Here is a 23,563-nt window from a genome sequence, read left to right on the forward strand (position 1 = left end):
TAGAATCATCCTTATTCAAAAAAACACTTTTAAGGGGGAGAACCTGCAATGAAAAAATGGACTTTATCTTTGTTAACGCTCGTATTGGTACTGGTATTGGCCGCTTGCGGCAACAATAACGCCGCCAATAACGGAGCAGCAGGAAACACGGCAGGAGAATCGTCGGCAGCCGAGGGGAACGCCGCGGATACGGGCAACCAAACCGCAGCCGAGCCGGTGAAGCTGGTTGTAGGTGCTACCGTACCGCACGCCGATATTTTGAAATTTATTGCGCCTAAGCTGAAGGAAGAAGGCGTGGAACTGGAAGTCAAAGAGTTCACCGATTATGTGCAGCCGAACGTACAGCTGTATGAAAAAGAACTGGACGCCAACTACTTCCAGCATCAGCCTTACCTGGACGAACAAAATGCCCAAAACGGCTTTGATCTCGTTCCGGTCGTAGGGGTTCACGTTGAACCGTTTGGCGCTTACTCCAACAAATACAAATCTGCGGACGAAATTCCGGACGGCGCGAAAGTCGCGATCCCGAACGACCCGACCAACGGGGGCCGCGCGCTGCTGCTGCTGCAGAAGCAAGGGTTGATCAAGCTGAAGGATGACGCCGGGATCACCGCAACGCAAAAGGATATCGTCGAAAATCCGAAAAACCTGAAAATCATCGAAGCCGACGCGGCGATGCTGCCACGCCAATTGGCCGAAGTGGATCTGGCGCTGATCAATACGAACTACGCGCTGGAAGCGAAGCTGAATCCGACGAAGGACGCTTTGTTCATCGAGGATAAAGATTCGCCGTACACGAACATTCTGGTTGCCCGTCCGGACAACAAGGACTCCGACGCGATCCAAAAGTTGGCGAAAGCCCTGACTTCCGACGAAGTCAGAACGTTTATCAACGACACGTACCAAGGTGCTTTGGTACCGGTATTCTAAAGCGTTATGCCTATCGATTCCCGCTGTGAATGCAGCGGGAATTTTTTTATCTTACTGGAGGTTAACGAGAAGTAGGCCCGTCCGTTTGTGGGAATCCCTTAAATCTTTTATACTTAATGATAATTGCACCTGGGAGGAGGAGAAGGAACGTTGCACGGTAAAGTGGCCTTAATTACCGGGAGCGCCAAGGGCCTCGGGAAGAAAACAGCGCTGATGCTGGCAGAGCAAGGCTGCCATATCGCGCTGAATTACGTACATAGCGAAGCGGAAGCGCTCTCCCTCCGATCGGACATCGAGCGTCTGGGCGTCCGCTGCATCGCGGTGCAAGCCGACGTCTCGCGCCGGGAGCAGATCGAGGATCTGGCCTGGCAGGTGAAGGAGCAGCTCGGCACGATCGATATTCTGGTCAACAATGCCGGGCCGTTTATCCGCGAGCGCAAGCTGTTTGCCGACTACAGCCAGAGTGAATTGTTGGGCATGATCGAAGGGAATTTCGTTGGCAGTCTGCTGCTGGATCATCTCGTGCTTCCGGGGATGCGGGAGAAAAGGTGGGGGCGGATCATTCATTTCGGGTTTGGCCATGCCGCCGAATCGCGCGCCTGGCCGCATCGGGCGGTCTACGCCGCAGCGAAAACCGGACTCGTGTCCTTTACGAAGACACTGGCCGTCGAGGAAGCGCCTTACGGCATTACCGTAAACATGGTTTGCCCGGGGGATATCCGCGGGAGCCAAAAGGAGATGTCGATTCAGGAGGTCCAGGGCCTCCACGATGGGGAGACGCCGCTGGGGCGTCCGGGAAGCGGGGAGGATATCGCCCGCGTGATCGCTTTCTTGTGTCATCCGGACTCGGATTTCATTACCGGCAACATTATGGACATTTCCGGCGGACTCGATCCGATCCGGCCGTGGATCAAGCCTTCCTGAAGAACCTGATTTCAAGCAAAACAAAAAACCCGGCCTTCCGGCAATTTGCCGGGGGCCGGGTTCGTTTAAACCCTCCTGCTGAAGAGCAATTCATTTATGGAGTGCCAATTAGAATACTTGAACTACCTCTTCTACGCCTTCCACTTCTTCAAACAGGGCGCGTTCGATCCCGGCTTTGAGGGTGATGGTGGAGCTTGGGCAGCTGCCGCAGGCACCCATCAATTTCAGCTTCACGATGCCGTCCTCTACGTCGACGAGCTCGACGTCGCCACCGTCACGCTGCAGGAAAGGCCGCAGTTTGTCCAATACTTCCAATACTTCATCATACAATTTATCTTGTACGTGTTCACTCATTGTGTTCAACTCCTTTCTTGCCTTATTATATTACAAAAAGTCAAAAATTTAAATGCTTCTTCATGGGGAGGACGGAAGATGAAACCGATCCTTGAATTTTGTGCGAATAACGCTAACTTAGGGACGGAAGAAGCGATCCGGCAAGTGAAAGCGCAGGTTGATTGCGAAGTGTACGAGTACGGCTGCCTCACAGCCTGCGGCACGTGTTATCTATTCCCGTACGTGCTGGTTGACGGCGAACAGGTAGAGGGGGAAGACGCGGAGCAGCTGGCGGATCGGATTATGCAAAAAATCAGGGAGACGCATCCATAAGGCCTTTCGAGGCCATGGCTGTGCTCCCTGTCTTAGTTTATCCGATATGATGCTTGGACATCCAAAGTACGCCGCTCTTCAGCAGGCGCGGGACGCGGCCCGTGACCTGCGTTCGGCCCATCAGGCCGAACCCGGCTTTTTTGCCTAATGATCCCAGCGTCCCCTTGAGCTTAATCTGCGATAGCCGCGGCGTCTCGCCCCGCCATAACGCGCCGGTAATTTGTCCGATCTGGGCGCCTTGGGCTTCGGCTGCCTGGGCGCTCGGCGAAAAGGGCAAGCTCGCGCAATCGCCGCAGACGAACACCTCGGGATGCTCGGGAATCTGGTACCACTCATTCAGCAGGACGCGGCCTTGCCGATCCTTGGCTACATCCAGCGCTTGCACGATCGCCGCCGGCTGGATTCCGGCCGTCCACACGGTGACGTCGGATTCGATGTCACCTCGCTCATGATGGATCACGCCGCATTCCACGGCCTGGATCGAAATGGTCGACAGGGTCTCGACGTCGTTCTCGTGGAACCAATTGGCCACATAATCGGATACCTTTGCCGGAAAAGCGGAGAGCAGCCGGGTCCCGCGGTCGATGATCGCAATGTTTAGATCCGGGCGGCTTTCCCGCAGCTCGGCGGCCAATTCGACGCCGCTGAGTCCTCCGCCGACGATGTTGATTTTGCCATAGGGTCTTGTATTGTTCAGCCGCATGTAGGTTTCGCGGGTCGAGGCGAACGACTGGACGCTGCACGAAAACTCGGCAGCGCCGGGTACATGGTGATAGTTATCGGTACAACCCAATGCGATGACCAGTTGGTCGTATTCCAGCGGATCCTCCTCCGCGAAATGGATCAACTGCCGGTCCATATCGATGGATTCGACTTCGCCGTATTTCAGGACCAGACCGGGGTAGGCGGTGAAAGGGACGCGCAATTCATGATCGCTGGCCGTCCCGGCCGCCAAGGCATAATATTCGGTCTTTAGGCTCTGGTAAGGCATCCGGTCGACCAGAACCACTTGCACATCCGAAGGAATAGGGGCTTTGAACAGCTCATGAATGACGGCCGTTCCCCCATATCCTCCCCCAAGCACAACGAATTGCCTCATACGTGACGATTCCCCTTTTTTTGCCGTGAAATAGCCGCAGGCTGCTGCCGAACGGAGTTATTCGTATACCCGGATCTCGTTATAGAAGGTGTCCCGCTCAACCGGGATGCGTCCGGCGCCTTTCACGAGCCAGATCAGCTCTTTCAACGTCAGCCCTTCCGGCGTTTGCGCGCCGGCGGCGTGGCTGATTTGCTCCTTCAGGATCGTACCGTGCACGTCCGAGGCGCCAAACGCCAACGCGACTTGGGTCAACTGAACGCCGATATTAATGAAGTAAGCTTTGATATGTTGGATGTTGTCCAGCATCAAGCGGCTGATCGCGATCGTCTTGAGGTCCTCGTAAGCCGAGTTGCGGCGCATGATGCTGGCGTTCTTGTTGCGCGGCTGCATGGACAAGGGGATAAACACCTGGAAACCTCCGGTTTCGTCCTGCAGATCGCGGATTTGCATCATATGGCGAATCCGGTCCTCATAGGATTCGATCGAGCCGTACAGCATGGTGGTTGGCGTCTTCATCCCCAACTGGTGTGCGGTCCGATGGACGTCCAGGTATTGGTCGACGTTTGCCTTCTCCACCTTCATCTTCTCCCGGTATTGGTCGGACAAGATTTCCGCGCCGCCGCCGGTTAACGATTCAAGGCCGGCTTCTTGCAGGCGGATCAGCACTTCCTTCGTGCTCAGGCCGCTGATCCGGGTGAAGAATTCGATTTCCGCTGCCGTATAGGCCTTGATTGTGACATCCGGGAAATTCTCTTTCAGCGCTTTGAGAGAATCAACGTAATATTGGAACGGAACGTGATTGTTATGTCCGCCCACGATATGGAACTCGCGGACGCCCGGGGTGATATGCTGCTTCACGTAAGCGACCATTTCCTCCCCGGAAAGCGTATAAGCCCCTTCTTCTCCTTGATCCTTGCGGAAGCTGCAGAACGCGCAGTGGGATTCGCAGACGTTCGTGAAGTAGAGGCTCATATTTTCGATGAAATATACCTTTTTTCCGTTCTTGCGCAAATTCACTTCATTGGCTAATTGGCCAATGGTCAATATATCATCGCTTTCATATAAATAGACACCGTCTTCGAGGGTGAGACGTTCGCCTTGCCGGACTTTGTCCACAATTTCGGCCATTCTCTTATCGGTGTTTGGGGTGACTACAGTGAACATGACGTTCCCTCCGTTTCCAAATGCATGAAATGCCTCGTATCCTAACTGTATGAATTACCTACCTATTATAAACCTCACATTCCAAGCGGGCAATAAGCCTACGTTGAAGAAAAGGAATTGGCAACAAGAAATATCACAATTGTTGAGCGATTGGGGGAGAAGGAGTATAATTTTCGTAAAGGAGTGAGTACACGATGATTACCATTAGCGACAGCGCCATGGCGCGGATTAAAGATATGTTAGCCGAAGAAGAAACGCCGAATATGTTCCTGCGGGTCGGAGTGAATCCCGGCGGCTGCAGCGGCTTCTCCTACGGCATGGGCCTCGATGACCAGGAGAGCGAAGAGGACGTATATTTGGACATTAAGGGGCTTAAGGTGGTCGTGGACAAGGAAAGCATCCGTTATCTGAACGGCCTGGAGATCGACTTCAAGGAATCCGGCATGAGCGGCGGATTCACCATCCATAACCCGAACGCCATTGCCACCTGCGGCTGCGGCCAATCGTTCCGCTTTAAGGACGAAGAAGGCCAACCGCAGCCTTGCGATTGATCAACGCAGTAACGACGCGGGTTCTCCGGTTTCTTCTCCCGTTGATCTGAACGGAAGCCGATACGGAAGCCTACGCGCGAACTAACGTTTGGGGATGCGGATAACGGCGGTAAAATGAGCGTTAACAATCCCGAATAGTGTACGTTAACAACCCCGAAATACGCGTTTCAGGGTTGAGGATCACGGCCTCTTTTACGTATAATCTCGCGATTATATCGTATTGGAGGTCGTTTTTATGTCGCTCAAGAAACGGGAACGGCGCGTGCCTAACGGAGCCCGGACCCTGCGCGAATATCCGCGGATCACACTGGACCAGGCGCTCGACTTCGTAATAAGCGCGAAGAAGGCGGAGGGGCTGCGCGAAAGGACGCTCGTGGACTACGCGAAGCATTACGGCTATTTCGTCGATTGGCTGCGGGAGGCGCACGCTGACGTTGAATACGTTGACGAGATCACAACGCAGATGATTCGCGACCATATTTCGTATCTGAAATACGATCGGACGCGGTACGAGGGGCACAAGTTTATACCAACGAAGGAGCAGCGCGTCGGTTTATCGGATACGACGGTCAACATACGGCTGCGTACGCTCAAGGCAATATTTAACCAGTTGGAGCGGGACGATTTGATCGAGTATAACCCGCTCGCGAAGGTGAAGCTATTACGCCAGGACATCGACCTTACGAACTGCCTAACGGACGAGGAGGTTAAGGCAATCCTCGCGCAACCTAACCGCCGCGATTTCGTAGGCTTTCGAGATTATTGCGGCATCGTGACGCTTTTGGACAGCGGGCTTCGGGTGTCTGAGTTGTTGCAACTTCGCGCCGGCGACATCGACTTTCAGACGCGTTTTATCGTACTGCCCGGCGAGATGAACAAGAACCGGAAGCCGCGCATGGTCCCAATATCCGCACACACCACGAAGCTCCTCCTGCAGCTTATCGAAGAGAATCGGCAATTCTTCTCGACGGATCGTTTATTTATGTCATCCTTCGGGGAGCCGATTTCACCGAACCACTTCAACAAGCGGCTGAAATATTACGGGGAGAAGGCGGGAGTGGCCGGTAAGAAGATGACCGCACACGTCTACCGCCATACCTGGGCCCGCGCGATGGTTCTAAACGGTGCCGACCCGTTTACGATTCAGAAAATGGGCGGCTGGGCCGATATGCGCACGATGCGGCGGTACGTGCAAATGGACACGGATGATCTGCGCAAGAGTCACGACGAGTATTCGCCGACCAATCGGTTTATTACGAAGCGAAAATAGACGTCATATACCGCCCTCAATCCCGCCCATTCACCGCGAAATTAGCCGTTCTAATCGCGTCCAAGGGTAAACGGAAGGGTAGGCGCATATAAACGCTAATTCCACGTAGAATAAACGGGCGGCCGGCGCAGGCGAATCCGTAACGCTGCAGGTGACCGGCGTTATTGGCGCGGTGGGATCGTGCGTTGCGTATATGTTGGCGGAAGGAATCGCGGACGGCGGAGGTAAGGGCGGGGAAACAGACGACGCGAGCGGTGTGAGCGGCGATAAAACGGAAGAGTAACGATTAAGGGGCGCAAATAACGCGTCGATTGAAAAGAGGGGCGTAAGCTAGCGGAGTAAAATCCGTTGTGCTTACGCCCTTTTTCTGCGTTAAAATACCGCTCCAATCCCGCCGCCCTTCCGTTTATACTCCGAGCCAGTGAAAGCCGCTTATTCCGCGTAAATTCCACGGTAAACACGCGGTAAATAAAAGACCGCAAACCTCAACGGCCGGCGGTCGGATGTGCAATTACTCCTCGCCAGATTCGAAATCGATTAGTTGTCTAATATCCGTTATTCCTAGCGCGTGAGCAATTTTCGCTAACATTTCAAGATTAACCTCCTGTCGGTCGGGGCTGCAGAGCTTAGATATACGGGCTTGAGCAACTCCGGCGCGTTCTGATAACTCCATTTGGGTTATCCCTCGTTCCTTTAACAATCCCTTTAACTTGACTTTAATTTTCAGCACAAAAATTCCCCCTTGACATAATATGACCATAAGCGTATATTTAAAAGTATCAATATGACCACAAGCGTATAATCACAATAGCAATCATACCACCTGTTTACAGAAAAAGCCAGAACTTTCTGCTTATTTGTCATGCAAATTTTTAGAGGACGGGAGGTATCGGCTATGTATCGCGGAGGCCGGCGGATGAACGGGCGGTTATACGTCCGGACGCGGGGCGGAAATTGGATCGCGCTGCAACTACTTACTCAAATCAAGGGGGATTCGATATGAAAGTAATCGATACACACGCGCAAGAATGTTATTTGCGATATAGGGAGGCGCAAGACAACGCCACCTTTACGGACTTATACAACGCGCTCGCCGACGTCCGGTCGCGGCACCGGTCGAAGGTCATTTCGTCGAAAGCGGGCGACACCTATGACGCAGACTCGTCGTTTGACGACATCTTGCTCAGCCTCGCGAGTAGAGACGATATTACGGACATTCGGCGGCTACTCTACGTACATCTCCGTTACGCGCGAATCCGTCTATACCACAAAACCGCCCGCTGGCGTGACCATACGTATTACCCGGAAGAATACGAGGAGTTCGGCGCGACGGTCGACCGCATTCAACCGAACATAGTCGGCCTTATCCGCGATTTACTCGATCGGAGCGGCGACAAGACAGCGGCACTTATCGCCAACATGACGCTGCAGACCGACGGCAACGAGTCAATCAGCGCGGTCGCCGGGCGGGCCGGGGTACACCATCACGCGGCGTTCCGGCCATTGAAGCGGCTGCGGCGGTACTATAATGCGGAGATGGATGGGGAGCTGGCGGAATACTTCGCGTGATACAATATCCGGTCGGTAGCGCCTACTACCGGCGGACAAGCCTGCGGAAAGGGACACGACGGGCGGGTGTCTCTTTCGTTATTTTTGAAAGTTCCCGTTAACAAAAACGGGGGTTCGGGCTATCCTTATATTGAGAGGTGTCGGTCATGGATCGGGCATCTCTTTTTGTATGATTAATAGAACATCAATTTACGTCCCTATTAAGTCATAAATTACGCCGACTCGTACTTGGGTCTGTACCAACTCTTTCGATTTTTGTCCTTTTATATAATAGGGGTTATTTTTCTTTGTCGCGAAGTTGCGGGATAGATGTGCGAGGGGGTGTGCGAATGTTCTATAAAATATTGTGGGCGAAAAATCTCCGGAAAGTGTGCGAAAGCACATCGGGCTCCGTCAGTATAAGTGTGAGGCGTGCGAAAGCAAGTCGAGCAGTATCGGTTTAAGTGATGGCCGCGAAAAAGTTGGCCGAAATATGTGCGAAACTGTGACCGTTGGCAACAAGGTAAGTGAAGGCGGAATTTCCGCTCACTATAAATTAACCAAAGGGAGACGATGAAAAAATGGAAATGTTGACACGTGAGAAGTACGTAGAAAGAAAATGCGAGGAATGGGCGGCTATTGGAGGATCATTCAAAACTGTTAGAGAGGCGTATGGGCTTTCTGCATTAAAAGTGGCAATTGGTGTCGGTGTAAGTGAAAGTACATTAAGAAGATTTGAGAAAGGAATGCCGGTGTTGGCTGCAAAGACGCTTGAGCAGGCTTATAAAATGTTTCTCCAACTCCATAAGGTTTTGAGCTTAGGTTTCCATAGCCATCTTTACTCCCCTGAAATCGAATCTCTTGGCGCGAGATTAATAATCGATTGGGAACTCGGAGGCACTGGAGCAGTCACTGTTTATCGATTAGACAATACAGAAGTAGCAAAATTTGATACCGGGGACTTTGAGACAAACTGCGCACTTGCGACTGATCTATGCGAGAGATTGAAACAGCCATATTACTTCACTTATTGATAAGAAAAGGAGGCGCGACTATGAGCGAACTACAACGCCTGGCGCAAATTGCGATCCAGCAGAAGGAAACCGTATTAGAACGTGGGAGGGGCGGATACTCTCCGTCTCTCCACGATTTATTCCGCGTCCAGTTGCGAGAGCTTGGCGCAAAGTACGATAAGGTGACGGCGCGGGATGCGATATTCCTGCTTTTGTATCTCCATGCTTACGCGAACGGAACGGAATCGAACGACTACTATATGTGGGCATTTCCGACCGTGGCACAGATTCGCAAGGATACCGGGATTCACGGGGATCGGATTAAGCCGCTCTGCCAGATTCTCGAAACCGAGAGACTGCTTATTTCGAAAACGATCCCTTGGCGCGGGAATGTGAAGAAGATATACCTACCGTTATTCTACCCGTTTGAGCGAGCGATTCCCGCGGACGGAGCAGCCTAACTCCGTTTACGGGAACTGTCGTAATCCGTTTGTAGGAAACTAATAAGAACGAAGTAACAACAACGAATAACAAGAATAAATATACCGCTTCGGTTAAGTTCACTCGCGTTCACTGAACCTTGCGGGACAATTGATTATGAGGATATTTGACGCGGATAAGAGTGGAGGATAATAATAGATTTTCTTCGCGTTAAAGAGAGATAAACAATAATAAAGGAGCCCGCGATCCGTTTGCGGGAATCACTCACATTATATGGAGGTGCCGTCTATGACACGAAAGGAAGCACGAAAAGCAGTATGGGAGTTCCTCGTTAAGAACAGCGAAACGCCGACGGCCTGGCGCGCTGAACTTGTCCGCCAATTTACGGACGAGCTATTCGAAAAAGGTTGCCCGCGGCTGGCGTTCTGGACGTGGAAAATGACGCATCCGGCGCTAATCCGGAAAGGCGCGCCCCACCAAACAATCGGCGATATTCTCGCGGATTACATAATGAACGTACGCGAGATCCCCGAACGTAAGGCGGAGCATCCGGTTAGTGGTCCCGAACGTAATCGACGCGAAGCATTAAAGCGTGGCGCACTCGAATCGCAGTTATTAACGGAGCGGCCGGGCGAAGGCGATCCGATTGAAATCGGCATATACGAAGATACGTTTATCACAAACAGGCCCGTTGAAGCCGCGTTATTTGACGAGCCAGTTACGATGACCGGCGACGAACTTATCGGACGTCTGACGCGTATCCAACGAAATCCGGAGGCGTTTATTCAGAAGTATGCGGACGGCGGCGCATGGAACCGGGATAACACCGTGAAGCGGCGGACGCCGGAAAACGTGCGGGCGGCGATTGATACGTTGAATTTTCGCCGCGTTCGTACTTGCGTGTTTTGCGGCAACGCCTTCTATTCGCACAGTAAGCAGCCGGGCCGCGTCAAGCTTTGCGAGATTATGGTTCATCCGTTAGACAAAACGAAGTTCTTCTGCCAAAAAGAACGGGATCGGGCGCTGGCGGTCCTCCGGAAGCATAAGAAGGTTGCCGCGTAATCGAACCGTTTTCCAATACTATATAGACGGGTTAATACCGTCTAAACATCAATTTTTTATTTGGGGTCAAAGCGAAGAATACGGAAAAAAGGAGAGTGAAGCAGAATGAACGGGTTTGCGATTCGAGCAATTCGGATTAGTAAGGGGATGACACAGCCTGAATTTGCAAAGACGTTGGGTATCAGTCCGACGTGGTTATGCGAAATCGAAAAAGAAAGACGTCCCGTATCCGACAGAGTGCGCATTCGTGTCAGTCAGTTATACGGCGACGATGACGCGGTTGAGATGATCCGTCGCGCAAAAATGTCCGAACAGCTTACGGTTTAAGTTGAACGCCGAACGAGGCGGCATACCCTCGGGCAACACGCAGGGAAAATCCACGGCAAAACTGCTAGGCCGCTGAATGGATGGGAGTAAGATGGCTGTTACAATAAGCCAGGATGAGCACGTAATACTCGTCAAATACGCGGAGGACAAGCGCCCGCTCAAGATCGAGCCGTTCGTCATTCACTCCGCGCAAGATCGCGAAATTGTCGCGGAGGTAATCGGCTTCGTTGAGTGCGAATCGAACGCCCCGCATCACATCGCTAAGATGGAGGAACCGAAATTGTGGGCGCTGGTCGAGCGCTTGGCCGTCATGGCCTGCCGCCGCTTCTCGCCGGCCGCGAATTGGGGCGTAAGTAAGCAGGAGATTCGCGGTATCGTATTATTCGCGCTGCAGGCCGCCATTGCCGCCGGAGAGTGGCCGGAATCGTACAAGCTTACGGACACGACTTTCGTTATAAACGGAGGCGCTCACGATGAATAACAACGCAATCTGGCGGCTCAACCCGGCGTTTCTGGCCGGCTACACGGAGGACGCGGATGTCATGCGGAAGATAAAGCGTTCATACCCGGATTTCGCGGAGATGGCCACGTATCAAAAAGCCGGCGTTATCTATGCGCGGCAATACCGGATTCCTTCCGATCGTAAGCGGTCGGCGCGTCACTTATTCGGTGTACCTTTATCGTAAATATTGCGCGGTTTTAGCGTGTTTAGAGCTCGGAGGATGGAATACCCTGCCGGGCTTTTTGGTGTGCTTAAATCCGCGGGAAATCGCAGAAAAGGGTACCGAATATGCGCTGATTTAACGGAAGGGAGGGCAACAAGTGAATGAGAAGCAAGACGACGCGAAGCGTTACTGTCCTTATTTTCACGGAGATTGTACGTGCGCTTTGTTGGCGGGGATGAGCAAAGACGATATCCGCTGTAAAGTATGGCGCGGTGCCGATTCGATCCGGTGCCGCTACTTGGATACGCAAATTTGCCGGAGGTGACGCGGAATGACCATAACCGTATATCAATACGTATTCGCGGACGGAACGCGGACTCGCGTACACACGACGATCGTAAACGAAGCCGGCGCGGTGCTTAGCCGGAATATGGCGAACTATGAGGCGTACCCAGTTAAGCAAATTGCGGTGGAGCATTCGCAGTATATGCTTCGGGTACTCAAGCGCAGTCTATCGCCGGATTGCGTCATTTACGACTGCAATATTCGCGGCCGGTTTGAATATTCAGCGACGGAAGGCGGATTCAAAGGCGAACTGGTCTGGCATCCGCGATTCGGCAAAGCGGAGAAAAAGGTGCGGCTACAATGGGCGGACCCGGCACCGGATGAACCGGAAGACGACGAAGAAGAATCGGAGGAATAACGGATGTTTATTGCGGGAGAGGTATGGGACGGATTAAAGGGCGAGGATATGACGGAAGTATATTCGCGGATCGGCCCGAGTTTGGGTTATTCACTGAGGAGTGAATTACCTAATAAGTCGAAAGATAAGCGCCTGAATGGTTATATCCGCCGTTATTACGATGATCAGAAGTATGGATTTATCGGGCGCGAAGGGGCGAAGGACGTTCATTTTCATATTAGCGCAGTCCAAAGCGCTGGCAAACCGCAGATCGGCGACCGCGTAACCTTCGAAATTGGGACAGATAAGCGCGGCAAGCCAACGGCCAAGAACGTGAGGCTCGTATGATTACCGCGCGGGGATTAATCGGCGAGGACACCGGTATTACGACGCGTCGGATCACGCCGGAACCAGCGAAACAACCGCAGCAGACGTTAACGGTGCGCCGCCGGATTAAGACGAGCCCAGGCGATATGTACGCGACGGTTACGTTTGAGGCGGTCGACCAAGCGGGGGCCGTTGTTCGCGCGGAGTCACTACGGGCCCGGCAGCCGGTCATGATCAGCGCGATTATTCCGCGACAGCAGGACTTTATCGACGGGCTGGCTGCGGAAGGGTACGCGGTGAAGGTATGAGGCCGATCATTCTCGCGGATTTTGTCCGCATCGAAGGTGTGAAGCCGCTGCTTGCCGCGCAGTTATACGACAAGCGCGGAGACTACCAAACCTCCGTCGTCTGTCCGTGTGATGACCCGGTCCTGGCGGTGCAGATTGCACTCGAAATGGCGGAGTTCGCAGGATATTACGGAATCATCGACTTTCAAACGTCGGATCGCGGATTATTCGCGGTTGCAATGGCGGAGCCGGACCTGAATACGACGATTCTGCACCCGTCAGACACGGCGCATCTCCGTCGGATTGTTGCAGACGGTATCGACGCTTACCGCGACTTCTATCCGGAAGAAGTGCCGAAGCCGCCGGAAGAGGAAAAGGCGGAGTTGACCGGTTGGCGCGCGAAAGTTGTTAGGTTTTTACAATACTTAATTTCAAAATTAGATAATACGGGGGAATGCAAGAATGAAGAAATTTGAAGCGCTCGAAACCTATAAAAAAATGAGTTCTGAAATCGGACAACGTCGGGCGGACTTGGAGCACCGCCGCGGATCAGCGCTTGAAGAAGTCCGGGCATTGAAGGCGGAGTATGCGGCTGCGGTGAAAAAGTCGGTACTTGAAGGCGCGAATAATGCTGCAGAAATCGAAGAAATTGATAAAAAGATTGAGCAAGCAGAGCGCACATTTAGGCGTGTAGACGCGGAAGTTACTGCCGGGCTAAACCTGTCCGGGGCGGTAGGCGGTCAAGATAGCGTTGTTACCGCGTGGAATACCGATTATTATCCGAACACTGTAATGAAGGATACGCTAGAGCCCGCATTGGCAAAGCTGAACGCCGCGGCCTGTGCGTATGCGGACGAGTTTCAGCGCGTCTTATCAATTATCGATGAAGTAGACGCGTTATATTACGACGCGAAATCCACGCTGGGACACGGTTACGAGTACAAGCTGCGAAATTTAAAAGAAGAGGTTCGGCACGTTGATAATCCGGTAACTAAAGCGGCATTGACTCCGGATGACCTGGCGCAACTCGCCCGCGGCAACCGTCCGGCAAAATTACCGAAAACCGGAGGTAAATAATAATGAAACTTGATACGACGCTATCGCAACATGAAGAATTGAAGTTAGAGGTCGGCGGGCTTCCGTATCACGTTTCCCGTGATCGCTTGCGCGGCCTTCTCGACACCGGTGCAACGATTACGCAAACAGACGTAGACGAGGCGGAACGAGTCGCCTGGGAGAACTCTGGGTTAGACAATCTCGTACTCTATGCGCGTCTAAAATCCGTTAAACAGGCGCAGGAGGACGGCACATATGTACCGACCACGCCGACGGAGCCGCCGAAAGTGACGGCCGAGGACGTGGAAGCGGCGCGGGTTAAGGCGCAACGGACGAGCTCAACGCGGGATATCGCTGATTACGCGGTCCTAAAAAGACAATACCAGGCAGTCGAGGAAGCTGGCGAGTAACTGCGCTGGCTTCTTTTTAATTTCGGAGGGGGAGAAACATTTGAATAATGAAGTGATGGGGTTACTGGTTACGTACGTCATCCGCGACATTCTGCATATGTTTGAAATCATGGCAATCGATGGGGATGCAACGGAAAAGGCTCAAGGTATACGTGAAGGGGCGTCGGCTATCCTAGAAAAGATTGAACTGTCCGGATTGCTGGGCGACGTTAATATCCCGGAAGAAATGCGAGAGGCGTTTATTTCGCTGATTTGCGAGCAGGTTCTTGATGCCGTCGGGACGGTGGTTAAATGAGTGAAGCGGTAGACGTCGGGGCTGTTAGGGCCCGCGTAATTGCAGATATTTCCGGATACACCACAAACATCGATAAAGCGAAAGCCAAGGCAAAGGAGCTCGGACACGCAGGACACGATGCAAGCGCCTCGTTTATGAAACTAAATATGGCGCTGATGGATGTTGGCGCGTCGTCCGCACAAGTACAAAAAATCAACGAAGCGCTGCGCAAGGCGAATCCGGAATTATTGCGAAAGCAGATTGCGGAGGTTACGAAGGAACTCAAAAAACTTGGCGCAAGCGATGAGGACATAGAGAAGATCACGCAGGAACTTGAACGGTCAGCCAAAGGTGCCGGCGCTCTAACCCGTGAGACGAAGGCGCTCGGGGCCGCCTATAGTGCGCTTGCCGTGGCGATGGGGATCGTTATTACGAAAGCGATCGAAACGTCGAAAACGTTCGAACAATCGATGGCTAACGTAAAAGCCATTACGGAGGCCACCGGACATGACTTCGAAATGCTCCGGGAGAACGCGATCAAACTCGGCGTGTCTACGGTATTCAGCGCATCGCAATCCGCGGACGCAATGGCGGAACTCGGACAAGCCGGCTTCAAAACGAACGAGATTGTCGCCGCGATGCCCGGTATGTTATCGCTCGCGGCCGCATCACAAACGGATCTCGCAACGACGGCGGATATTACGTCGAGCGCGCTGCGGGGCTTCGGATTGGAAGCGGACCAAGCGGCTAGAGTCGCGGACGTTCTCGCGAAATCTGCGATCGATACCAACGCGAACGTGACGGATTTGGGTATGTCGCTCAAATATGTCGCCCCGGTTGCCGCGAATATGGGAATATCCGTAGAACAAGCGGTGGCCGCGATTGGCGAACTATCTAATGCCGGCATCAAAGGCGAAATGGCGGGGACGCAGCTCCGCGCGATCCTCCTTGCGCTGTCCTCTCCTACGAAAGAGGCCGCGTATTATATGCAGCAGCTTGGCGTCAGCATCAGCGATTCGGCCGGGAACATCCGCCCGTTATCCGAAATCATCGGTCAGTTACAGTCCGCGTTTACCCGGCTCACACAGGCGCAACAGGCGGACGTCGCCGCAACATTGGCCGGCCGCGAGGCTGCTTCCGGATTTATCACGCTCATTAACGAGGGCCAGGGCGCGTTCGACGTGTACACCCGCTCGCTGCAGAACGCTGGGGGGACCGCGGAGGAAGTTGCCGGTACGCAGATGGACACGCTCAACGGCGCGATTAACGAGATGCAATCCGCTCTCGAAGGCGCGGGGATTGCGGTCGGCGACACATTCGCCCCGGCGGTGCGTGGCGTAGCGGAAGAAGTAACGAAGCTGCTGGCCGGATTCAACAGCATGAACCCGGAGCTCCGGACGATGATTACCGTGTTCGCGACGGTAACACCGCTTGTGGCGGGCGGGGCTGTTGCGGTAATTGCGCTCAAAACGGCGTTCGATACGATGCGTGTAGCTGCAGCGGCCGCCGGCGTGCAGATGACGGCATTCAGCGCTAGCATTCCGATTATCGGCGCGGTTGCAGTTGCTGTCGGCGTTCTCTCCGCGGGTGTTGCCGGACTGGCCGCACGTAACCGGGAAGCTGCGGAAGCTGCGAAACAGTTTGAGGACGCGCAGAAAAAGCTAAATGACACGTTGAGTGCTTCCCCACTGTCCCGAACAACGTCCGACGTCGAGCAAATGAAAACGGATATGAAATCGTTGGAGCAGCTCGTCAATAACGTCCGGGAAGCCGAGCGGGAACTCGCGGAAGAGTATGCGAAGCCGTACGATATCCAAGACGCAAAAGCGCGGGGGCGGCGAAAGGATTTGCGGGATGCGTTGGCAGAGGCGCAGGATGCGCTTAAAGCGTTTGGAGTTGACGGGGTAGACGAAGCCAGCCGGATCATGGCGCGATATACGGAGGAAATTAACAAATCCACGCCGGCACTTCTCCAAATGAACAAGGCGGAAATTGCGGACCTCGCGACCAAGAACGATCAAGTCACGAGCATGGAAAAGCTTTCTGCGCGTTACAAGGAACTGAACGGACTCCAAACGCTTGACGCCGCGCAGAAGCAGGAACTCGTTGGTATTGCAAATACGCTTCAAAAGCAGTATCCGGAACTACACGCGCAAATAGACAAAGAGGGCCGGCTCCGGATCGATAATATCGAAATCGTTGACGGTCAGATTAGCGCGGAGAAGGCGCTGCTGAGTACGTCGTTATCAGCCGAGTTGGAGCGGATATCCACGTTGGAGAGAACGACGGAGGCGCAACGCAAAGCGGTACAAGCGCAGATCGACAACAACATTTCGCTGATCGAATCGATTGTCGCGGTAAATAAGGCGCAGGCCGGTTCGGTTCTGACGTCGCCGGACGGGCTCGAAGACGAGAAAATTTACATCCAGGCTAAGAAACGGATATCCGCGGCGAATCAGCAGGCGGGCGTCCTGGACGCTACGCTCTTAGAGGCTCAACGTGCGCGGGCATCGTTACAAGGCGGTAACCTTGACTACTTCAAGGGAAGCAGCGGAACGGGAATAAATCTGACGAAGCCGGGCAGCGAGAAAAAGGAGAAAGCCGGGAAGACCCCCGAAGAACTTGCGGCGGAAGCCCGGCGCAAAGCGTTCGAAACTGACCTCGCGACGATTCAGTATCAAACGGAAATGTTCGACTGGTCTGCCGACCGTCAGATTCAAGCATACGAGAAGCTGCAAAAAACGCACTCGAAGTATTTGAAAGAGTCGACCGATGACCGCCGGACACTTAACCTGCAGCTAAAACGTCTCCAAGAGGACAGCGCGCAATCGCAATTCGACTTCTCGTCGGAATGGATCGACCGCGAAGAACGCCGCATGGAGGAGTCCGGTAAAACGGAGCAGGAAATCGCCCGTATGAGACTTGACGCCTGGACTCGCGTCCGAGATCGTTACGCCAAGGATACCGAAATGTACAAACGCGCGGATGAAGAACTGTATCGGGCCCGCAAGGACTTGACCGCGAAAACGATCGAGTTAAGTAACGACCTGGTTAAAACGGAGAAAACGCGAATCGACGACGCGAAAAAGCGCGAGCTCGACGCACTCAAAAAGAGCAAGCAGGCCGCGCTGGACAAGTATAAATCGGAAATCGACGCCATTGACGAGCTCATGGCGAAACAGGACCAGCTTAACGCGGATATCGATTACGAGACGGAACTCCGCGAGAAACAGGCGCGCGCCGACCTTCTAACATCAGCGGTAGGCCCCGAAGGTATCCAAGAGCGCGAGGATTTGCTCAAGGAAATCGAACGGATGAAGCTCGAACATGACCGCGACCTGCAAAAGCGCAGTCTTGAGGAGCAGAAGTCCGGACTCGAAAAGGAGCGCGACGCGCAGGAGGTTGCCTTCGACGCGGAGATCAGCCGGACCGAGGCGCAGTATGATGCGTTGCTCGAAGCGTTCAACGCATACGGCGGCGACATTAAGACGATTGAGGCCGCGATCAGTGAGTTCCGCGTATCCGAAGCTGCGAAAGCTAATACGCAAATCCTTACGGACCTGGACGCCTTCATCGCGCAATATTCCGCTAAAATGGCGACCGTGACGGCGGCGAACCAAGCGGCCGACCTTGCGGAATACAACGCCAATAAGGACGCATATGACGCAGCGGCAGCGCGGGGAGACCGGGCGGAGATGGAGCGGTTACGTGCGCGTAATCAGGCGATCCGCGACCAGTACGGGATTACGCAGGATACGGGGCGGTTACAGTCGTTCGCGACCGGCGGTATTGTGCGTGGACAAAACGGTGATCCGGTTATGGTACAGGCGCACGCGGGCGAGATGGTACTCAATGCGCAGCAGCAGGCGGTACTTTTCGAGGCGTTGTCCGGCGTGTCTGCGCGGCCAGTTACGCAACCGGCCGGAGCCGTTACGCAAAACACGTACAACATCGATATGGGTGCGGAAGAAATCGTAATAGAGGACTCGGCGACGGCTCGCCAATTCTTCGACGAACGTGCGCGCGTTGTTCAGCGGTTGCAAACGGAAGGTGTTAAGACGCGATAATATAACGGGGGCCGGCGTACGTCGTGCGCTGGCTCTTAAATAACGGAGGGATTCATTTGAGTTTATGCGTTTCGTTTTATCTTAACGGTAATATCTACGTTTTCGCGGATACACGCGTTTCGGCGTACAAAAACGGTCGGAGTTATTATGTCCACGACAATTACAATAAACTGCGCGAAGTAGGCGACAAAGTAGTATTCACGTCCGGCGAGCTTGAAATATGCGAAAACCTATTCGCGGTCATCAATGAGCGGAGTACGGTCGAAGATATTGCGGAGGCCGCCCGCAAAGCCTATAACGATTTCAAACGCGCGAATCCGGACTATGACGGCGGCAAATACGGCATCGAGTTCGGCGCGTACGTCCACGCGATCGAGGACGGCGTGCCCGTTTACTATCAACTCCGCTATATCGACGATTTTAAAGTAGAGCGCCGGGTCCCGAACAATCAGGAGTTATTCGCGGTGGCCGGAAGATCGGAGGAGGCACTCGCCTATATCGCAAAGCTCGCCGGGAAAGGGGTGCCGATCGATGACGCAATTATGCGGACGTATGAGCACCTTGCTAACGAGTTTATAGGCGGAAAGCTCGTGCGCTATACGGTATCACCTAGCGCGGTTGAGCGTCTTGTTCGTCCGATTCGCGACACGAAGCCGCTGCGGATGTGGTCGGTTAGAGGCGCGTCATTACATGCGGATATGCAGGGGAACGTTGTCGCGCGGAAAATTACGCTGACCGGGACCGTCGAGAACTCGGATATTATCTCCGGGACCATTACCGGTGCGCTAATTCGTACGGCGGCGAGCGGGGCGCGGTTTGAAGCGAGTTCGACCGGGTGGCGTACGTATGACTCATCGAATCGTCAGCGGATCAGCATCGACATTAACAATCAATACGGGATGAGTGCGATTTCGTTTGCGCGGTCGGACGGTTCAGCGCTCGGGTATATTAACGGCGGTGATTCGCTGTTTCAGATCACGTCACTCTCGGACATTATGATAGCGGCCCCTGGTCGGACAATAACCATGCAGGGATATACGCGATTTAACGACGGCGTAGAGTTTGACGGCGGCGTAAGCGGCATCTCCATTTCAAGTGTCAGCGGCCTGCAGTCTCAACTAAACTCGCTTAGTTCACAAATTAGTAGGGTGCCAGATAATTCAGAAATTGCAACAAACATGAATTTCGATCCGAATACGCGCAATTTGAAGCTATACAGCGCGTCTGGAACAACTCTAGCTACAGTGAACATACCTTAAATGACAAGGTTAAGCTGACGATGTATACTGTGGTTAAAATGAGGTGGAGGTAAAATTATGAAAAAGATTCTATTATCGGTTGCTGCCAGTATTTTACTCCTCGGAACTTTAACCGCAGTTGCATCAGCGGCCACAAACTCGCTAATCGGTAAGAAGGTTCAAAATGTGATAGAGTTTACGGTAAACGGAAAGCCCGTTAAGGACGCGGTTGTCATCGACGGAACAACGTATGTCCCGGCCCGCAGTTTTTCGGAAGCTGCCGGATACTCTATCGCTATCGAGGGAGGAAAGGTGAACATGACAGGAACAGAAACTGTTACTCGTACAGAAGAAGAGGTAGTAGCAGAAATAAAAATCAAAAACCAGTTAAATATTTTACAAAATAATGTTTCATTTTGGAAAGCGTCACTGGTTGGACCCGAAGAAACTGCTGCTCAAGCGCGAAAATCAATCGAGGAAGCGAACTCCTGGAACGCAGCCGTAGATGACGACCTTATCAAAATGAGTACATCCAGCGCGGAGGAGAAGTTAAAAAAGGCACAGGCGGAGATTGCCGAACTTCAAGCGAAGATAGACGCAGCCGAGGCGGAGATTGCGGAGCTGCAAAAACAGTTGAACAAGTAACATAGCGGGCCGTCCTCCGGGGCGGCTTTATTTTTGTATACGGAGGTGGACGAATATGCCGCGGAAGAAACCGAAGCGGGGCCGGCCGGTGACTCCGCTCGATGAACGCCATTACCTCGCGATCGAACTATTGACGACGGTGCCGACGCCAAACCTCGAAGAGATTGCGCGGGCATGTACGGTGGATAGACGAACGTTGTACCGTTGGCGACTGCGCCGGGACTTTACGCGTGAACTCGATAAGGTGATGCGCCATAAGAGGGAGGTACATCAGCGTTGGCTTAACGCGAATGTTAAGTACGTACTGACCGCGCGGGACATCGAGGATAGGCTTAGAATCCTCGGACTGATTGCGTAATGTAAAGCGAGTCGAAAGTGCGGATGTGTTCGTGCGCGTGCGCTTAAACTGTTGATGTGACGCGGATTATGTGCGTTTTATACCGGGACAATTAACGTCCCAAAATTTGACGTTTCGAGCGATTTTCCTGCAAGCGGGGTGAGACGCGTGCCCCTCCGGAAACTTTTCAAGCGCTGGCGGCGCACACCGGACGGCCGCGCAAAACTCGGGGGGTTGGCGGTAGATTTCGCCTGTTCACGCTGCATAAACGGTGCATAAACGTCTCGATCCGCAGTGAATAATTTACCAGCGGAAATTGCGACAAACCGCGCCATTATGCGAAATGTGCTGGAAATGTATATGCGGTGCATAACGCTGATTTATGCAGGATCGGCGTAATTGGCGTAGTGGTGCGGGTTCTCGGCGTCCGGAATGGATTGCGGATTACACATTATCAACCCCGCGCGATTGCATACGCATGTATATCGTAACGCGTACGAATAAAGCCGGCCGCTGACCCCCAGGCCACCCCCTCGCCGGCGGCTCATCAGGCCCCCGCACAATCGACATAGCAAAATTAACTCGGGTGGTAATAGTTGGTAATTATAATACGCGTCGATCCGCATTAATATTATAGAAGAAACGCGCCCACTATTGCGGAATTTGCCCGCGTTAGGGTACAATACGGTTAACGAGATTATGCGCCATAGAGGCGCGTGATTAACGAGTCTATTCGGTGATTAACAATCCGGCTCTGCGCGGTGAAAACGTTGATCTGACGCGGTTTTAGCCGAACGCAAGCCTAACGCCAAATTCACCATCCACAACCCGAACGCCATTGCCACCTGCGGCTGCGGCCAATCGTTCCGCTTTAAGGACGAAGAAGGCCAACCGCAGCCTTGCGATTGATAACAATAACGCATGCAAAGAGGGACTCTTCCAATTGGAAGAGTCCCTCTTGTTTATTGCTGCGATGCATCCCCGGGTTCAGGAGCATCGTGGCCAGGGGAAGGCCCGCCGGTCTCCTCGTACAAATGCGAACGCCGTTCGAACCATTGGAACAGATGGGTGAAGATCACCTTGAGTACGGCGTAACCCGGCACGGCCAAAATAACGCCCAGTACGCCAAACAGATTGCCGGCGGTCAGGATGACGAAGATGATCGTAATCGGATGGACCCGCAGCGTCTTGCCCATGATTTGCGGAGAGATGAACTTGCCTTCGATCAGCTGGACGACCGTCCAGACGACGATCAGCTTCAGCAGCATGATCGGCGACGTGACGATGGCGACGATGATCGCCGGCGTGATCGCGATGGCCGGACCGAGGTACGGTACGATGCTCGTGAACGAAGCGATGATCGCGAGCGTCAGGGAATAATCCAGGCCGATGATCAGGAACCCGACATACATCAACGCCCCGATGCAGAAGCTGACGATGATTTGCCCGCGAATATAGGAGCTGATTTGGCCATTCATCTCGGTCATGACATGGTGCGTCTGTTCGCGGAAACGGACCGGTACGTAACGCAGGATGAACTTCGGCAGCTTCTTGCCGTCCTTCAGCAGATAAAATAAGATGAACGGCACGGTGACGATCGCCAGCACGACGTTCTTGATCGCGCCCAAGAATCCGCCAAGGCCTGACCAGGCGTTATTCAGCAGAGCCGTTCCCTGCTCGGACAACGAATTCGACACATCGTCGAGATTAAAGCCGGTCGACTCCTGGACTTGATGGAAAAAGTTGCTGCCGATCATGCTTTCGAACTGCCGCTGCACCTCCGCGGTATATCTCGGGAGATTATCGATCAAACTCGTAATCTGCTCCTGAACCAACGGGATAACGGTCATAATCAGCACCGTCAGGATCCCCGCGATGAACAGGTATAATCCGGTAATCGTGTATACCCGGCGGATTCGCTTGCTTTCCAGCCAATCCACCAGCGGGTTCAGCAGATAATAAATCGCTCCGGTCAGCAGAATCGGCAGCAGCACCGTTTTTAGCAACACCGTAAGCGGTTTGAACACGAACGGGATTTTGGCGAACACGAGAATATTCAGGCCAATCAGCAATAAGACGAGCAGAAATACTACGAAACGGTTGTTTAGAAAAAATCTTTTGAATCGGTCTCCCCAAGGTTGCGTGCTTCCCATGCCACTAGACCCTCCTGTATCTTCCTTCTATCTCAAGCATCGATAATTTCTATGTAGTAATACGCATAAAAGTGATTTGGTTTCACATTTTTAAGGAAAAAAGCCCGGGGTCCACCCGCAGGCGATGACCCGAGCTTTTCATCAGCAGTCGGGCGCCTGTACCCGACCCGGTTTAGAAAAATTGGCGATTCACCATCATGACGACCAGGGAAGCCGCTGCCAGAGAGAAGACGATACAGCCGATTCCGAGACCTTTGCGCGTCGTCTTGGCCATTTTCAAGCCGGTGAGGAACAAGGCGACGGTGATGCCTGCCAGCACCAGCGACATGGCGATCATGGCAAACCAATAAAGCACTTCGAACAGATTTGCCTCAAATGAAGAATTCCCCGTATTCAAAGCTTTTGATTTCTCCTTCCTCTGCTAGGT

General features: G+C 53.2%; 30 protein-coding genes and 1 pseudogene. 25 read left to right on the top strand and 6 right to left on the bottom strand.

What is annotated here, in order from left to right:
* Positions 1 to 48 precede the first annotated feature (48 nt).
* Together MJ257_RS17020 and MJ257_RS17025 are read left to right on the top strand one after the other, a co-directional pair.
* Entirely contained in the window at positions 49 to 930 is an 882-nt protein-coding gene (locus MJ257_RS17020; protein ID WP_240270359.1) for a MetQ/NlpA family ABC transporter substrate-binding protein, read from the top strand.
* A gap of 150 nt (positions 931 to 1,080) precedes the next feature.
* Entirely contained in the window at positions 1,081 to 1,854 is a 774-nt protein-coding gene (locus MJ257_RS17025; RefSeq protein WP_240270360.1) for an SDR family oxidoreductase, read from the top strand.
* 108 nt (positions 1,855 to 1,962) lie between these two features.
* Here MJ257_RS17025 and MJ257_RS17030 read toward each other — a convergent pair whose 3' ends face one another.
* Positions 1,963 to 2,208 carry a NifU family protein gene (locus tag MJ257_RS17030; protein WP_059041097.1) on the bottom strand — a complete coding sequence of 82 codons (246 nt, stop codon included), beginning with the start codon at positions 2,206 to 2,208 and terminating at the stop codon, positions 1,963 to 1,965.
* Between the two features lie 78 nt (positions 2,209 to 2,286).
* On the opposite strand from MJ257_RS17030, the gene MJ257_RS17035 reads away from it, so the two are divergent.
* A complete protein-coding gene (locus MJ257_RS17035; protein WP_240270361.1) occupies positions 2,287 to 2,520 on the top strand; it encodes a YuzB family protein in 234 nt (77 codons plus the stop codon).
* Between the two features lie 37 nt (positions 2,521 to 2,557).
* Here the strand turns inward: MJ257_RS17035 and MJ257_RS17040 are convergent, their stop codons facing one another.
* Positions 2,558 to 3,619 carry an NAD(P)/FAD-dependent oxidoreductase gene (locus MJ257_RS17040; protein WP_240270362.1) on the bottom strand — a complete coding sequence of 354 codons (1,062 nt, stop codon included), beginning with the start codon at positions 3,617 to 3,619 and terminating at the stop codon, positions 2,558 to 2,560.
* Between the two features lie 57 nt (positions 3,620 to 3,676).
* Positions 3,677 to 4,783, bottom strand: a complete 1,107-nt coding sequence (gene mqnE / locus MJ257_RS17045) for an aminofutalosine synthase MqnE (RefSeq protein ID WP_240270363.1) — start codon at positions 4,781 to 4,783, stop codon at positions 3,677 to 3,679.
* Positions 4,784 to 4,977: 194 nt separating this feature from the next.
* Between mqnE and MJ257_RS17050 the strand changes: the two genes are divergently transcribed.
* Positions 4,978 to 5,334 (top strand): HesB/IscA family protein, encoded by a 357-nt coding sequence (locus MJ257_RS17050; protein ID WP_240270364.1) that lies wholly within the window; start codon positions 4,978 to 4,980, stop codon positions 5,332 to 5,334.
* A 235-nt stretch (positions 5,335 to 5,569) separates the two neighbouring features.
* Entirely contained in the window at positions 5,570 to 6,604 is a 1,035-nt protein-coding gene (locus MJ257_RS17055; RefSeq protein WP_240270365.1) for a tyrosine-type recombinase/integrase, read from the top strand.
* 511 nt (positions 6,605 to 7,115) lie between these two features.
* Here MJ257_RS17055 and MJ257_RS17060 read toward each other — a convergent pair.
* Positions 7,116 to 7,334, bottom strand: a complete 219-nt coding sequence (locus tag MJ257_RS17060) for a helix-turn-helix domain-containing protein (protein WP_240270366.1) — start codon at positions 7,332 to 7,334, stop codon at positions 7,116 to 7,118.
* Between the two features lie 269 nt (positions 7,335 to 7,603).
* Here MJ257_RS17060 and MJ257_RS17065 point away from each other — a divergent pair, with 269 nt between their 5' ends.
* The 20 genes and pseudogenes from MJ257_RS17065 to MJ257_RS17160 form a co-directional block, all read left to right on the top strand.
* On the top strand, positions 7,604 to 8,173 hold the full coding sequence (locus MJ257_RS17065) for a hypothetical protein (RefSeq protein WP_240270367.1): 570 nt from the start codon (positions 7,604 to 7,606) through the stop codon (positions 8,171 to 8,173).
* A 560-nt stretch (positions 8,174 to 8,733) separates the two neighbouring features.
* Entirely contained in the window at positions 8,734 to 9,186 is a 453-nt protein-coding gene (locus MJ257_RS17070; RefSeq protein WP_240270368.1) for a helix-turn-helix domain-containing protein, read from the top strand.
* A gap of 20 nt (positions 9,187 to 9,206) precedes the next feature.
* Positions 9,207 to 9,626 (top strand): hypothetical protein, encoded by a 420-nt coding sequence (locus tag MJ257_RS17075; protein ID WP_240270369.1) that lies wholly within the window; start codon positions 9,207 to 9,209, stop codon positions 9,624 to 9,626.
* 268 nt (positions 9,627 to 9,894) lie between these two features.
* Positions 9,895 to 10,668, top strand: coding sequence for a hypothetical protein (locus MJ257_RS17080; protein WP_240270370.1), 774 nt, complete (start codon positions 9,895 to 9,897; stop codon positions 10,666 to 10,668).
* Between the two features lie 105 nt (positions 10,669 to 10,773).
* Complete coding sequence (locus MJ257_RS17085) at positions 10,774 to 10,995, top strand: helix-turn-helix domain-containing protein (RefSeq protein WP_240270371.1); 222 nt, start codon at positions 10,774 to 10,776, stop codon at positions 10,993 to 10,995.
* A gap of 91 nt (positions 10,996 to 11,086) precedes the next feature.
* A complete protein-coding gene (locus MJ257_RS17090) occupies positions 11,087 to 11,476 on the top strand; it encodes a hypothetical protein (protein WP_240270372.1) in 390 nt (129 codons plus the stop codon).
* Positions 11,469 to 11,681 (top strand): hypothetical protein, encoded by a 213-nt coding sequence (locus MJ257_RS17095; RefSeq protein WP_240270373.1) that lies wholly within the window; start codon positions 11,469 to 11,471, stop codon positions 11,679 to 11,681. The genes MJ257_RS17090 and MJ257_RS17095 overlap by 8 nt, the downstream gene beginning before the upstream one ends.
* Before the next feature lie 136 nt (positions 11,682 to 11,817).
* On the top strand, positions 11,818 to 11,985 hold the full coding sequence (locus tag MJ257_RS17100) for a hypothetical protein (RefSeq protein WP_240270374.1): 168 nt from the start codon (positions 11,818 to 11,820) through the stop codon (positions 11,983 to 11,985).
* A 6-nt stretch (positions 11,986 to 11,991) separates the two neighbouring features.
* A complete protein-coding gene (locus MJ257_RS17105; RefSeq protein WP_240270375.1) occupies positions 11,992 to 12,363 on the top strand; it encodes a hypothetical protein in 372 nt (123 codons plus the stop codon).
* Between the two features lie 3 nt (positions 12,364 to 12,366).
* The gene (locus tag MJ257_RS17110) at positions 12,367 to 12,690 is read left to right on the top strand and encodes a cold-shock protein (protein WP_240270376.1); all 324 of its coding nucleotides are present in this window, start codon (positions 12,367 to 12,369) and stop codon (positions 12,688 to 12,690) included.
* Positions 12,687 to 12,977 carry a hypothetical protein gene (locus MJ257_RS17115; protein WP_240270377.1) on the top strand — a complete coding sequence of 97 codons (291 nt, stop codon included), beginning with the start codon at positions 12,687 to 12,689 and terminating at the stop codon, positions 12,975 to 12,977. Before MJ257_RS17110 ends, MJ257_RS17115 begins: the two co-directional genes overlap by 4 nt.
* Entirely contained in the window at positions 12,974 to 13,432 is a 459-nt protein-coding gene (locus MJ257_RS17120; protein WP_240270378.1) for a hypothetical protein, read from the top strand. The genes MJ257_RS17115 and MJ257_RS17120 overlap by 4 nt, the downstream gene beginning before the upstream one ends.
* Positions 13,419 to 14,033 (top strand): hypothetical protein, encoded by a 615-nt coding sequence (locus MJ257_RS17125; protein ID WP_240270379.1) that lies wholly within the window; start codon positions 13,419 to 13,421, stop codon positions 14,031 to 14,033. The genes MJ257_RS17120 and MJ257_RS17125 overlap by 14 nt, the downstream gene beginning before the upstream one ends.
* 2 nt (positions 14,034 to 14,035) lie before the next feature.
* Positions 14,036 to 14,422 carry a hypothetical protein gene (locus MJ257_RS17130; protein ID WP_240270380.1) on the top strand — a complete coding sequence of 129 codons (387 nt, stop codon included), beginning with the start codon at positions 14,036 to 14,038 and terminating at the stop codon, positions 14,420 to 14,422.
* 40 nt (positions 14,423 to 14,462) lie between these two features.
* Complete coding sequence (locus MJ257_RS17135) at positions 14,463 to 14,717, top strand: hypothetical protein (protein WP_240270381.1); 255 nt, start codon at positions 14,463 to 14,465, stop codon at positions 14,715 to 14,717.
* The gene (locus MJ257_RS17140) at positions 14,714 to 18,763 is read left to right on the top strand and encodes a phage tail tape measure protein (RefSeq protein ID WP_240270382.1); all 4,050 of its coding nucleotides are present in this window, start codon (positions 14,714 to 14,716) and stop codon (positions 18,761 to 18,763) included. Before MJ257_RS17135 ends, MJ257_RS17140 begins: the two co-directional genes overlap by 4 nt.
* Before the next feature lie 56 nt (positions 18,764 to 18,819).
* Positions 18,820 to 20,022: a hypothetical protein gene (locus MJ257_RS17145; protein ID WP_240270383.1), complete on the top strand. Its 1,203-nt coding sequence runs from the start codon at positions 18,820 to 18,822 to the stop codon at positions 20,020 to 20,022.
* A gap of 57 nt (positions 20,023 to 20,079) precedes the next feature.
* Positions 20,080 to 20,646, top strand: a complete 567-nt coding sequence (locus tag MJ257_RS17150) for a stalk domain-containing protein (RefSeq protein WP_240270384.1) — start codon at positions 20,080 to 20,082, stop codon at positions 20,644 to 20,646.
* Between the two features lie 55 nt (positions 20,647 to 20,701).
* A complete protein-coding gene (locus MJ257_RS17155) occupies positions 20,702 to 21,004 on the top strand; it encodes a phBC6A51 family helix-turn-helix protein (RefSeq protein WP_240270385.1) in 303 nt (100 codons plus the stop codon).
* A gap of 792 nt (positions 21,005 to 21,796) precedes the next feature.
* Positions 21,797 to 21,892, top strand: a pseudogene (locus MJ257_RS17160) (iron-sulfur cluster assembly accessory protein); the annotation flags it as partial.
* A gap of 53 nt (positions 21,893 to 21,945) precedes the next feature.
* Here the strand turns inward: MJ257_RS17160 and MJ257_RS17165 are convergent.
* Positions 21,946 to 23,136 carry an AI-2E family transporter gene (locus tag MJ257_RS17165; protein ID WP_240270386.1) on the bottom strand — a complete coding sequence of 397 codons (1,191 nt, stop codon included), beginning with the start codon at positions 23,134 to 23,136 and terminating at the stop codon, positions 21,946 to 21,948.
* A 172-nt stretch (positions 23,137 to 23,308) separates the two neighbouring features.
* Complete coding sequence (locus MJ257_RS17170; protein WP_240270387.1) at positions 23,309 to 23,533, bottom strand: hypothetical protein; 225 nt, start codon at positions 23,531 to 23,533, stop codon at positions 23,309 to 23,311.
* Positions 23,534 to 23,563 lie beyond the last annotated feature (30 nt).

The organism is Paenibacillus timonensis (assembly GCF_022427145.1).
GTDB lineage: Bacteria > Bacillota > Bacilli > Paenibacillales > Paenibacillaceae > Fontibacillus > Fontibacillus timonensis.